This is a genomic window from Acinetobacter sp. AOR01_HL (genome assembly GCF_027855455.1).
GTDB lineage: Bacteria > Pseudomonadota > Gammaproteobacteria > Pseudomonadales > Moraxellaceae > Acinetobacter > Acinetobacter baumannii.
Window position 1 is genome coordinate 212,219 of sequence record NZ_JAKTIM010000051.1, and the last position, 11,698, is coordinate 223,916.

At 41.7% G+C, this 11,698-nt stretch carries 13 protein-coding genes; 9 read left to right on the forward strand and 4 right to left on the reverse strand.

The features are described 5' to 3' along the window. Positions 1–64: 64 nt before the first annotated feature. From MKL62_RS16355 to MKL62_RS16370, 4 genes are all read left to right on the forward strand, one after another. Complete coding sequence (locus tag MKL62_RS16355; protein WP_000826323.1) at positions 65–667, forward strand: TetR/AcrR family transcriptional regulator; 603 nt, start codon at positions 65–67, stop codon at positions 665–667. Between the two features lie 3 nt (positions 668–670). Then, entirely contained in the window at positions 671–1,648 is a 978-nt protein-coding gene (locus tag MKL62_RS16360; RefSeq protein WP_001256576.1) for a zinc-binding dehydrogenase, read from the forward strand. A 65-nt stretch (positions 1,649–1,713) separates the two neighbouring features. Further along, positions 1,714–2,067 (forward strand): DUF1304 domain-containing protein, encoded by a 354-nt coding sequence (locus MKL62_RS16365; protein WP_000580165.1) that lies wholly within the window; start codon positions 1,714–1,716, stop codon positions 2,065–2,067. A gap of 52 nt (positions 2,068–2,119) precedes the next feature. Beyond that, positions 2,120–2,461 (forward strand): GlpM family protein, encoded by a 342-nt coding sequence (locus tag MKL62_RS16370; protein WP_000263327.1) that lies wholly within the window; start codon positions 2,120–2,122, stop codon positions 2,459–2,461. 44 nt (positions 2,462–2,505) lie between these two features. Here MKL62_RS16370 and tenA read toward each other — a convergent pair whose 3' ends face one another. After that, complete coding sequence (gene tenA, locus MKL62_RS16375; protein WP_000899418.1) at positions 2,506–3,180, reverse strand: thiaminase II; 675 nt, start codon at positions 3,178–3,180, stop codon at positions 2,506–2,508. 262 nt (positions 3,181–3,442) lie between these two features. Here tenA and MKL62_RS16380 point away from each other — a divergent pair, with 262 nt between their 5' ends. From MKL62_RS16380 to ssb, 3 genes are all read left to right on the forward strand, one after another. Beyond that, positions 3,443–4,525 (forward strand): DUF475 domain-containing protein, encoded by a 1,083-nt coding sequence (locus MKL62_RS16380; RefSeq protein ID WP_000680211.1) that lies wholly within the window; start codon positions 3,443–3,445, stop codon positions 4,523–4,525. Between the two features lie 146 nt (positions 4,526–4,671). Then, positions 4,672–6,036, forward strand: a complete 1,365-nt coding sequence (locus tag MKL62_RS16385; protein ID WP_000980460.1) for an MFS transporter — start codon at positions 4,672–4,674, stop codon at positions 6,034–6,036. A gap of 51 nt (positions 6,037–6,087) precedes the next feature. Beyond that, positions 6,088–6,669, forward strand: coding sequence for a single-stranded DNA-binding protein (ssb, locus tag MKL62_RS16390; RefSeq protein WP_002068963.1), 582 nt, complete (start codon positions 6,088–6,090; stop codon positions 6,667–6,669). Positions 6,670–6,709: 40 nt separating this feature from the next. On the opposite strand, the gene MKL62_RS16395 is transcribed toward ssb, so the two are convergent. Both MKL62_RS16395 and MKL62_RS16400 read right to left on the reverse strand, forming a co-directional pair. After that, on the reverse strand, positions 6,710–7,033 hold the full coding sequence (locus tag MKL62_RS16395) for an AzlD domain-containing protein (RefSeq protein WP_000082715.1): 324 nt from the start codon (positions 7,031–7,033) through the stop codon (positions 6,710–6,712). Next, positions 7,030–7,725, reverse strand: coding sequence for an AzlC family ABC transporter permease (locus tag MKL62_RS16400; protein ID WP_000431603.1), 696 nt, complete (start codon positions 7,723–7,725; stop codon positions 7,030–7,032). The genes MKL62_RS16395 and MKL62_RS16400 overlap by 4 nt, the downstream gene beginning before the upstream one ends. A 68-nt stretch (positions 7,726–7,793) precedes the next feature. On the opposite strand from MKL62_RS16400, the gene MKL62_RS16405 reads away from it, so the two are divergent. Together MKL62_RS16405 and MKL62_RS16410 are read left to right on the forward strand one after the other, a co-directional pair. Continuing rightward, entirely contained in the window at positions 7,794–8,342 is a 549-nt protein-coding gene (locus MKL62_RS16405; RefSeq protein WP_000081859.1) for a helix-turn-helix domain-containing protein, read from the forward strand. A 305-nt stretch (positions 8,343–8,647) separates the two neighbouring features. Next, positions 8,648–10,090 (forward strand): amino acid permease, encoded by a 1,443-nt coding sequence (locus MKL62_RS16410; protein WP_004742051.1) that lies wholly within the window; start codon positions 8,648–8,650, stop codon positions 10,088–10,090. A gap of 65 nt (positions 10,091–10,155) precedes the next feature. Here the strand turns inward: MKL62_RS16410 and pdxR are convergent, their stop codons facing one another. Continuing rightward, positions 10,156–11,655 carry a MocR-like pyridoxine biosynthesis transcription factor PdxR gene (gene pdxR / locus MKL62_RS16415; RefSeq protein ID WP_001257166.1) on the reverse strand — a complete coding sequence of 500 codons (1,500 nt, stop codon included), beginning with the start codon at positions 11,653–11,655 and terminating at the stop codon, positions 10,156–10,158. Between the last annotated feature and the right edge of the window lie 43 nt (positions 11,656–11,698).

Consider the following 11,698-nt stretch of genomic DNA (forward strand, 5'->3'; position numbering starts at 1 on the left):
CAAATTTTAACCAGCAACATAATTTTACTAAACGACTGGTCTAATAGTTGTTTATGATGAATGCATGAAACGATTAAATAAAAGCGAAACCACACGACAACACATTTTAGATACCAGTTTTGAACTGGTGCTACATAAAGGTTTTGTCGGTGTTGGTTTGCAAGAAATTTTAAAGGCTTGTGACGTACCTAAAGGTTCGTTCTATCACTACTTTGCTTCAAAAGAGGCGTTTGGCTGTGCGTTGCTCGAGCAATACATGGCCAATTATAAAGTCCGTATGGAACAGCTTTGGCAGCACAGTGAGCAAAGTGCCCATGCCCGTTTAATGGCTTTATGGCAAGCGTGGATTGATGATCCGGTAAACGGTAGTTGGGCTGAAAACTGCTTGATTGTGAAATTGGCAGCCGAAGTTTCGGACTTGTCAGAAGATATGCGTCAAATTCTAAATGACGGTGTGCACAAACTAACCCAACGTTTGGCTTTACTACTCAAAGAAGGGCAACAAGAAGGATCAATTCCAAAACATATTGAACCTTTGAAAACTGCCCAAGTCATGTATCAGTTATGGTTAGGTGCTGCTTTACTCACAAAATTGTCGCAAGACAAAGCACATCTACATCTAGCCTTAGAAACCACCCAACAACTCTTAAAACCGATAGAGGAATAAAGCATGCGAAGTATTATCCATCGTAATTTTGGCGAACCTGTAGACGTTTTAGAGCAGGCGGATATGCCAAAGCCTGAACCAAAAGCAGGCGAAGTGCGTATTAAAACCATCATGTCTCCGATCCATAATCATGATGTATGGACAGTACGCGGTAGTTATGGCTATAAACCAACCTTACCTGCGATTGGTGGCAGTGAGGCAGTTGGTATTGTAGATGCGTTAGGTGAAGGTGTTGAACATGTACAGGTAGGGCAACGTATTGCCGTTGCGGCTGTGCATGGCAGTTGGGCTGAATACTTTATTGCGCCTGCTCAAGGGATTATTCCACTCAATAATGAAATTGATGATGAAACAGCAGCACAACTGATTGGTATGCCAATTAGTGCACTCATGCTACTCGACTTTGTAAATGTTCAACCGGGTCAATGGCTCATTCAAAACACGGCGAATGGTGCAGTCGGTAAAACAGTTGCCATGATTGCGCAGGCACGTGGTTTACCTGTGATTAATCTGGTTCGCCGTAGTGATGCAATTGCCGAGATGCAAGCATTAGGTATTCAGCATGTGGTTGCAACCGATCAACCTAACTGGAAAGAGCAAGTTAAACAGATTCACGGTGACCAACCTCTAATTGCCGGTGTGGACTCGATTGGTGGAAGTGCAAGTGGTGAAATGCTGAATTTACTCAGTGAAAATAGCCTGCTCGTTTCGTTCGGTAGTATGACTGGCGAAACCATGCAGATTTCATCGGGTGATCTAATTTTCAAACAAGCGACAGTAAAAGGTTTCTGGGCGAGTGTGGTTAATAAAGAAATGCCAGCAGCTCGTAAAAAGGAACTGATCGTTGAGCTGCTAACATTAGCGACTCAGAAAAAATTAATCCTTCCTGTAGAAGGTGTATTTAGTTTTGATGAGATTAAAACTGCCGCTCAAAGAGCAACGCAAGGCGCTCGTCAAGGCAAAGTATTATTAAAGCCGTAAAACACTAAAAGATCAGTCGAGAGACTGATCTTTTTTCATATCTTTAAAATAAAAAGGAAAATTGTATGATCGGACAAATATTGATTGCGCTTATCGCAATATTACATGTCTATATTTTAGTGTTAGAGATGTTTTTGTGGGACAAACCTTATGGCATGAAAGCCTTTGGAAATAATGCAGAAAAAGCAAAACTCACCAAAGTCATGGCACAGAACCAAGGTCTTTATAATGGCTTTTTAGCAGCAGGTTTATTTTGGTCTTTATTGGCTGATGCACCATTTGCAACATCAATTGCCAACTTCTTTTTAGGCTGTGTACTGATTGCTGGTATTTATGGTGGTCTGACTGCCAGTAAAAAGATTATTTATATTCAGGCGGTTCCGGCATTGATTGCTTTAGTCGCTGTTAATTTTCTTTAAAAAGCGCAAAATACAGCGTTTTGAAATGGATATGACCAGATAGGATCAGCGCATGTGGGCGTTATTTTTAAAGTGTATGTTGGGGGCCGGGGTTGTCCTCATTATTTCGATTTTATCGAAAAGTAAGGCATTTTATATTGCGGGTTTAGTCCCGCTTTTTCCAACCTTCGCTTTAATTGCCCACGTAATTGTTTTTCAACAAAAAGGAGCCGAAGCATTACAGAAAACGGCTTTATTTGGCCTATGGTCACTGATTCCTTATGCCATTTATTTAGTTGCTGTTTATGTGCTGGCAACGCGTATGTCGATGTGGTCTTGTTTAGGAGTCGCAACACTATGCTGGGTTGTGGCTGCTGCAGGTTTGATTTACGGCTGGCAATTGTTTCAAAGTTAAATTAAAGACTGACCATTTAACGAACTAAATGGTCAGAACTCATTTTAGATCTGATCTAAACCTAACCATTGTCTTTGATGGTAGGCACTATCCCAAAATAACCATTCAAGTTTTGCACCCATGGTATAGGCTGCATGCATTTTCTCCAAAGTATCTGCATCACAACGTGCGGCAACTTTATCTACCGTCGCAATCACATTACGAACGGCGGTATGGAATTCTTCACCTGCGTAGGTATCAATCCATGCCTGATAAGGATTGTTCGGGACAGACTTACTCACAATGTCTTTACCGACTTCGGCATAAATCCAGAAGCAAGGTAATAGAGCAGCAAGTACAACAGGGTAGCTTTCAGACCAAGCAGTTGCCGTCAAAAATGAAGTGTAATGATGTCCTGCCAAGGTCAATGGGGTATTTTTAAATTCTTCTTTAGTTACCCCAAAATTTTTCATAAAGTCGTCATGCAAACTGCGCTCGACCACAATTGCGATTTTCGCTGCATCAGAAAACTGCATAATATCGTCAGCATCAAAAGCTTTAGCTGCTGCAACAGCCAGCACACGGCCATAGGCTACTAAATATTGAGCATCTTGAATAACATAATGACAAAAAGCTTCTTTATCTAAAGTACCGTTAGCAAGTTCCTGATTAAAAGGCAGGTCGAGAATTTTTTGATATAAATTTAAATTACGTTGCCAGAGTTCTTGAGAAAAAAGCATAAAAACATTCCATTTAAAATAAGACAGCTAAACCCGATTTTAAATCAATTTTAAAATACAAAAATAATAATGATAGATATATCGCAAGAAAATATTTAATACGATTAATAAGTTAATGAAATATTATAAATTTCTTTATTAAACAGTGAGATAAAGTAAAGTGAATAACGGCACAAAACAACATCGTTTTGTGGTTAATTATCGATATAATAGCCGCGGTTTTAAGAAAGATTAAATTTAGTTCTTGGTATAGGTCTGATCCATGAAGCATTTCCGATTTTCGATATTTTTTACGGTGGTGTGTTTAGCACTATCCGCTTACTGGGGTTTTACCCATGGACCTGAAGCGGGCGTGTCAACCATGCTTAAAGCTTTAACCATTACCGCGATTTTAGCTGTGATGGAAGTTTCTTTATCTTTTGACAATGCGGTCGTGAATGCATCGGTTCTACGTAATTGGGACCCGTTCTGGAAAATGATCTTTTTAACGGTAGGTATTTTAATCGCCGTTTTTGGTATGCGTCTGATTTTCCCAGTCGTGATTGTTGCAGTGACTGCTGATATGGGTGTTATTGAAGTAGCCAAAATGGCACTTAATGATCCGAAAACCTACTCTGAACGTTTAATGGCACATCACGCTGAAATTTCGGCTTTTGGTGGAACATTCCTATTACTGGTGTTCTTAAACTTCTTCTTTGATGACGAAAAAGAAACGCATTGGTTTAGATGGCTTGAATCTAAACTTGCAAGTTTGGCAAGCGTACCGGCAATGTCTGTATTTCTTGCTTTGATTGCTCTCATTGTGATGGCAGGTTATGTCGATGACCATCAACGTTTAGCTGTAACTATGGCCGGTATTTGGGGCATTGTGGTTTACATTGGCGTTGAAGTGTTAAGTCATTTATTGGGCGGCGAACCTGAAATTGATGAAAATGGTAATGCTGTATTACAAGATGGATCAGGCGCTGCTTCTGGTGTTGTAAAAGCCGGTTTAGGTGGTTTCTTATATCTTGAAGTGTTAGATGCATCATTTAGTTTTGATGGCGTAATCGGCGCATTTGCCATTACTAGCGATGTTGTCGTGATTATGCTTGGTCTTGCAATTGGTGCTATTTTCGTCCGTTCAATGACAGTTTATCTTGTAGAAAAAGGTACGTTAGATGCCTATGTGTTCTTGGAACATGGTGCGCATTATGCGATCGGTGCTTTAGCATTCATTATGATTGCAAGTGGTACAGGCGTGCATGTACCGGAAGTTGTTACAGGTTTAATTGGTGTAGCGTTCATTGTTTGGGCGGTTATCGCTTCAATTCAATATTCGAAGCGCGAGCAACAGTCGCCTTAAGCTAATTTTCAGCAAACTTCGATAAACTAAAGAGGCTAAACGCCTCTTTATTTTTTTAAGCCCAAATCGTTATTTTAAATAAGGTGTCCCGTATTTTTAGAAACGAATCGGCTTATAATTTACTTAGTTTGATAACGTGTATTGATATGATGAATGCTTTGGAACGTCGCTCAACTTTTGCCTTAAGTAGTATTTTTGCACTACGCATGTTGGGCTTGTTCATGATTATTCCTGTCTTTTCTGTAGTTGGGCAGTCATATCAATATGCGACTCCAGCACTCATTGGTTTGGCTGTAGGTATTTATGGTTTAAGTCAGGCCATTTTACAAATTCCATTTAGCTTACTTGCTGACCGTTTTAGCCGTAAACCGCTTGTGGTCTTTGGTCTATTGCTCTTTGCTATTGGTGGTGCAATTGCCGGACTATCTGACACCATTTATGGCGTAATTATTGGCCGTGCTATCGCTGGGGCGGGTGCAGTTTCGGCAGTAGTTATGGCACTTTTAGCCGATGTGACGCGTGAAGAGCAGCGTACTAAAGCCATGGCTGCCATGGGTATGAGTATTGGCTTGTCTTTTGTAGTCGCTTTTAGTCTTGGGCCTTGGCTCACAAGCCTTGTAGGTATTTCTGGTTTGTTCTTTGTGACAACCATCATGGGTTTGATCGCGATTGCGATGTTATTGCTAGTGCCTAAAGTCACTCGTCACCATCGTAATTACCAGCAAGGCTACATGGCACAGCTTAAACAAGTCATTCAAATGGGTGATTTAAACCGTTTACACGTTTCGGTTTTTGCATTGCATTTATTGCTGACCGCCATGTTTATTTATGTGCCGTCACAGCTTATTGAGTTTGCGCATATTCCTTTGGCGAGCCACGGTTTGGTGTATTTGCCACTTTTGGTTATTAGTCTGTTTTTTGCATTTCCTAGCATTATCATCGCTGAAAAATATCGCAAAATGCGCGGCATTTTCTTAACAGCAATTACAGGTATTATTGCAGGTTTACTATTACTGATATTTGGTTATCAGTCTAAATATGTCTTGCTTGCTGGCTTAGGAATTTTCTTTATTGCATTTAATGTGATGGAGGCTTTATTACCTTCTTGGCTGTCAAAATCCGCTCCAATCCAGTCGAAAGCCACCGCTATGGGGGTAAATGCCAGTAGCCAGTTCTTAGGTGCTTTTTTTGGTGGCACACTAGGTGGTCAATTATTGATGTTACATAATACTGCGATTGGATGGAGTGTCTTAGCAGGGATTGCTATAATATGGCTGCTAATTAGTTTTGGTTTAGCTCAGCCGCGGTATTTGTCATCTATTGTGCTGCCATTGCCGCAAGTGCAACAGGTGAATGAGTGGACCACACAACTATTGGCAATTCGTGGTATCGAAGAAGTTGTGGTGATGCCTGACCAGCAAGTTGCTTATATTAAAGTCGATAAACAGTCTCTTGATGATGCTTCGCGACGTGATTTAACGCAGTTGTTCGGTAAAGAGGTAGCCATTTAAGCATAACTCTTATAAAGTAAAACATAGAAATGTATAGGATGAAGACAGCTAATGCGTGGTGTAAATAAGGTTATTTTGGTTGGTACTTTGGGTCGTGATCCTGAAACAAAAACTTTTCCAAATGGGGGCTCGTTGACCCAGTTTTCTATCGCAACAAGTGAAGTTTGGACCGATAAAAATACAGGTGAACGTAAAGAACAAACAGAATGGCACCGTATTGTTTTGCATAACCGTTTAGGGGAAATTGCTCAGCAGTTTTTACGTAAAGGTTCTAAGGTTTATATCGAAGGTTCATTACGTACACGTCAGTGGACAGACCAAAATGGTCAAGAACGTTACACTACAGAAATCCGTGGCGACCAGATGCAAATGTTAGATGCTCGTCAACAAGGTGAACAAGGTTTTGCTGGCGGTAATGATTTTAACCAACCACGTTTTAACGCGCCTCAACAAGGTGGCGGCTATCAAAATAACAACCAAGGTGGTGGCTACGGCCAAAACAATGGTGGTTATGGTGGCCAAGGCGGTTTCGGTAATGGTAGCAATAGCCCACAAGGTGGTGGTTTCGCTCCTAAAGCGCCACAACAACCAGCATCTGCACCAGCTGATTTAGACGACGACTTACCGTTCTAATTAAAGTTTCAAAAAAGGCGAGTTTATCTCGCCTTTTTTATTATTCAATACCAAGTAAACGTACCAGTGCCGTGCCCGCAGCTGCCAAGCAAATCACCAATAAAAGCGGGGCTTTTTTCCAAACTAAGAAAAGTGCCAAACTCACCCCAAATATACGTGCGAAACCCGCGAAATGTTGGCCTTCAAAAAATGTAGTGGTCACAGCAATGGCACAGAGCAAAACGGTTGCGCCGTTTGAGAGTAAAACTTGGTATTTTTCAGAAAATGAAAACTTGGCACCTAAGTGAAAGCCAGCAAAACGAATACTGTACGTTCCAAGTGCAAGTAGAGCTATTCCTACAATAATCAGTAACTGTTGACTCATTTTTTTCTACCCCATATCAAGCCAAAAAGTGAAATCAGGATTGGAAGTCCTGCGGCTAAAAAGGGTGTGGTTATCAACGCTAAAGTTGATCCGGCAAATGCAGCTTTTCGAGTCACCTTATTCTTTAAAGCAGAAAAAGTAAGAGCAATTAAAATAGCTGGGAAAATCGCATCTAAGCCAAATGTTTTAGGGTCTGGAATAGCACTCCCAATAAAATAACCTGCAGTGACACCGAGCGGCCAACTGAGCATGATGCCTATACCACATAGCCAGTAAGCAGCCTTTTTGGTTTCGAAATCAGGCTGTGCCATACCAAACAAAACGCTTTCATCGTTCATGATATGAGACCCAAAATATTGAGAGAATTTGCCTCGAATCAGTTCATTGACCGCTATGCCAAAAGGCAGATGTCTTAAATTGACGAGTAGTCCTGCAATTGCAGCTGCAATCGGGCTACCACCTACCGCCAAGAATCCAATAAAAATAAATTCGGCAGTTCCCGCGAGCACAAATATGGACAGACAAAGTGGGATCCAGAGTGCTAAGCCATAACTTGCGGCGAGTGAACCTAAGGACATACCAACAACACTCGTTGCTAGGCACACAAAGAAAATCGAGCGAGTAGTATCTTTACTAAGTTTTCTAATAAGAGCGTATGTAGTCATGGCATGATATAACGAACGATTTTCCATTATAATGAATAAGTCTGATTGTTTTGTCAAAACGAACGATCGTTTTTTTTATAGAACGGATAGAATGAATGTCTCAGCCAATCGAAATTATTGCCAAAGGTTTAACACGTGAACGCCAAAGAGCAGGGCTTTCATTGGCAGAGGTTGCGCGCCGTGCAGGTGTTGCTAAATCTACACTTTCTCAATTAGAGGCAGGGCAAGGTAACCCAAGTATTGAAACCTTGTGGGCACTTTGTGTTGCACTCAATATTCCATTTGCACGTTTGATGGAAGAACCGAGCAATCAAGTGCAAGTCATTCGCTGTGGCGATGGGCCAACGGTGAGTTCGGAGATTGCCAATTACAAAGCAATTTTGTTGGCGACCTGTCCACCCCATGCGCGCCGAGATGTGTATTTATTGATTGTTGAGCCGGGCGAAGATCGACTTTCAGAACCACATCCAGTTGGTTCGGTAGAACATATTATTGTAGTGGAAGGGCGAGCTTTGGTGGGTTTAATTGATGAAGCGGTTGAGCTGGGTGTTGGAGACTATATTTGTTATCCAGCCGATCAAAAACATATATTTAGAGCTTTGGAAACAGGCACAAAAGCGTTGTTAATCTCTGAACAAAACTAAAGAAATTCAATCTGATTAAAATAAAAACAAAGAGCCATTTACCAGCATCTTCTACAAAAAGGGCCAATTTTGCGTATAAATTTTGCAATTGGCTCTCTCTTTTATTACAAAAATGGCTCTCGTTTCTTGAGTGCCGAAACGACAAATTAAAGCCATTGGAAGTATGCATACGGAAGCGCCGGATAAGCTCAGTGAATTTTCTGTTTTAGGAATTGGGCAGAACGGCTAAATTTTTAGGGGATATTTTTTGGCTTCGGAGGATTTCCGAGACTAGCCGATATCCTCCATATATTAAGGAAAATGATATGGCAGCTCATCAAAATGGTTCTGAAGCCAATCACTCCCAAAGTTTAAAACATGGACTTAAATCACGCCACTTAACCATGATCTCGATTGCAGGGGTTATTGGTGGCTCTCTCTTTGTTGGCTCAGGCAGTATTATCTACAACACCGGCCCTGTAGTTTTTCTAACTTATGCTTTAGGTGGCCTACTCGTTTGGTTCATCATGCGTATGTTAGGTGAGATGGCCGTTTTAAATCCCGACAGTGGCTCTTTTTCAACTTATGCAGACCGTGCGATTGGCCGTTGGGCAGGGTTTTCAATTGGTTGGTTGTACTGGTGTACGCTGGCGATGCTCATGGGCTGGGAAGCTTATGTAGCAGGAAAAATTTTAAATAACTGGTTCCCGTTTATTCCGATCTGGGTTTATATGACCGTCGTCATTGTCGCACTGGTTGTTGTCAATTTACAAAACGTCAAAAACTATGGTGAATTCGAGTTCTGGTTTGCGCTCATCAAAGTTATCGCGATTGTTGTTTTCCTTGTGATTGGTAGTTTAGCCATCATGCATTTGTGGCCTTGGGGCAATCCAGCTGCATCTGGTATAAGTAACTTAACCTCTCAAGGCTTTATGCCAAATGGTGGTTCATCAGTGATTACCGCCTTGCTTGGGGTGATGTTCGCCTATATTGGCGCTGAAATTGTTACTGTAGCAGCGGCAGAGTCTGCAAATCCATCTAAAGAAATTCGTAAGGCATCAAACTCGGTGGTTTGGCGTATTATTTTATTCTACGTTGGTTCAATGTTCGTTGCGGTATGTCTTATTCCTCACAACAATGAACTTTTGAAAGATTCAACTTGGGGAACCTATAGCGTGACTTTGTCTGCACTTGGTATTCCGGGCGCGCGCCATATCGTAAATTTTGTAGTTTTAACATCGGTATGTAGTTGCTTTAACTCAGCGCTTTACACGTGTTCACGGATGTTATTCTCGTTGTCTAAACGTGGTGATGCACCAAAAAGTTTTGGTTCTGTAAACAGTAAAAGCAGTCCTTGGGTGGGTGTGATTGTGTCATGCTTCTTCTCTGTAATTGCGGTAATTTTAACTGCAACAGAGAGTATGAATGTTTATGACTTCTTCATGCTAACAACAGGTGCAGCAACACTATATGTGTACCTAACCATTGCTTATTCTCAGCTTCGTATGCGTAAAAAATTAGAAGCTGAAGGCGTGAAGATTGACTTTAAAATGTGGATGTTCCCTTACCTGACCTATGTAGTGATCTTTGCAATTATTGGTGCAATTCTTACCATGTTAATTGAAGGTACTTATTTTAAAGAAGTGATTTACACCACAGCATTGTTCGGCATTATTGTGTTCTTCGGATTATTGTCTGAAAAATTGGGTTGGGGTAAAGACCGTCGCGCAACCCATTTAACTCATGGCCATGAAGAAAAGTTAGTTTAAATTTTTAAATAAAAAAAGAGCCTCACTGTGAGGCTCTTTTTGTTTGTCTTAATAGGGAAGAATCTTTAATTCAGTGTAGGTACGCCTGCTTCACGTAAGCATTGAAGCAAGACACCAAAAGCCATCACCATGTCTTTTTCATTTACACAGGCAAAGCCCATCAGCAGTCCACGCTCTGCATGTGCATGTGATTGCATGTAGTACTGAGACAGTGGACGAACCTTGACGCCACGTTCAAGCGCTGTGGCTGCAATCGCGACATCATCGCAAGAGTTCGGTAGTTTTAAAACCAGATGTAATCCGGCCGCTTCATCATATTCATGAATAAATTCGGGGCCAAGATAGCGTTGAATTAAGCTCACCAAGTAATCGCGGCGTTTACCATAGAGCAGTCGCATACGGCGAATATGCGCTTCATAATGGCCTTCACGAATAAATTCAGCGAGGGCTTTTTGCTCAAGCAAGTGCCCACCACGATAAAGTTCGGCCGCAACAATACGTAGCGGTGAAAATAACGGCTTAGGGACGACCAAATAGCCAATTCTTAAAGATGGATAAATAGTTTTACTAAACGTGCCCATATATAAAACAGGTGCGTTATTTTCTAAGCCTTGCAAAGATGGATAAGGCTGGCCCGAGAAACGGAACTCACTGTCATAGTCATCTTCTACAATCCAGCTATTGTGCTGACGTGCGATTTGAATCAATTGTCTGCGACGATCAAGGCTTAAATGTGAGCCAAGTGGATATTGATGTGATGGTGTGACAAAAATGAGTTTCGGTGGTACAGCCGGATTTTCTTCGGGAATAATGCCTTCAGCATCGACAGGCATCGGCTGAATATCGAGGCCATTAATCCGTAATGTATTACGCATTCCCCAATAAGCGGGATCTTCAATCCAGACTTTATCTCCCATATCACTTAGTGCACGTGAGACTAAATCAATGGCTTGGTGAATACCTTCGGTAATAATAATCTGGTCCGCATCGCACTGGACTGAACGCGCAACACGTAGGTAATCTGCCAACGCACTTCGGAGCTCTATGCATCCACCTGCGTTGCTATAAATCAAGCGGTTAATGTCCGGTTCGCGGCTTAAGCGTGCTTGAATACGACTAAAAATATGATGTGGAAACTCGGTAACATCGGGTGCTCCCGGAACAAAGGCTCCCCATTGATGTGGCGAGGCTGCGGCATAGCCTAATAAGTTTGAGCCACGCTGTGAGAGGGCGTAAGAACTTTGAACATTTGGGCTAGAAACTACTTTTTTCTTGTTTTGTGTATTTAAAAAACTCTCTGGCAACTTTTCGGCAACCCATGTGCCATGTCCTGTCCGTGCTTCTAAATAGCCTTCGGCCTGTAGTTGTTCGTAGGCACTAAGAACGGTATTTCTCGAAACATGAATTTCACTGGCTAAATCGCGTGATGCAGGTAGACGAGTCTTCGGCTGGATCACTCCATCAATAATGGCACCACGCAGGCAACGGAAAAGGCGTTGATGTAGTTTCCCTTCAGTGTCCTGTTGGAGTCGTTGCAGCAAATGATCTCCAAGTAAACTACGCAATTGGCTCTCTCCTACAGTTAAAAAGTGGCTCTCGTCAGTTGCC

Coding starts and splice junctions, on each gene's coding strand:
- MKL62_RS16360 (WP_001256576.1), top strand. CDS start 671: ATGCGAAGTATTATCCATCGTAATTTTGGCGAACCTGTAGACGTTTTA.
- ssb (WP_002068963.1), top strand. CDS start 6,088: ATGCGTGGTGTAAATAAGGTTATTTTGGTTGGTACTTTGGGTCGTGAT.
- MKL62_RS16400 (WP_000431603.1), bottom strand. CDS start 7,725: ATGGAAAATCGTTCGTTATATCATGCCATGACTACATACGCTCTTATT.
- tenA (WP_000899418.1), bottom strand. CDS start 3,180: ATGCTTTTTTCTCAAGAACTCTGGCAACGTAATTTAAATTTATATCAA.
- MKL62_RS16380 (WP_000680211.1), top strand. CDS start 3,443: ATGAAGCATTTCCGATTTTCGATATTTTTTACGGTGGTGTGTTTAGCA.
- MKL62_RS16395 (WP_000082715.1), bottom strand. CDS start 7,033: ATGAGTCAACAGTTACTGATTATTGTAGGAATAGCTCTACTTGCACTT.
- MKL62_RS16385 (WP_000980460.1), top strand. CDS start 4,672: ATGATGAATGCTTTGGAACGTCGCTCAACTTTTGCCTTAAGTAGTATT.
- MKL62_RS16370 (WP_000263327.1), top strand. CDS start 2,120: ATGTGGGCGTTATTTTTAAAGTGTATGTTGGGGGCCGGGGTTGTCCTC.
- MKL62_RS16405 (WP_000081859.1), top strand. CDS start 7,794: ATGTCTCAGCCAATCGAAATTATTGCCAAAGGTTTAACACGTGAACGC.
- MKL62_RS16410 (WP_004742051.1), top strand. CDS start 8,648: ATGGCAGCTCATCAAAATGGTTCTGAAGCCAATCACTCCCAAAGTTTA.
- MKL62_RS16365 (WP_000580165.1), top strand. CDS start 1,714: ATGATCGGACAAATATTGATTGCGCTTATCGCAATATTACATGTCTAT.
- MKL62_RS16355 (WP_000826323.1), top strand. CDS start 65: ATGAAACGATTAAATAAAAGCGAAACCACACGACAACACATTTTAGAT.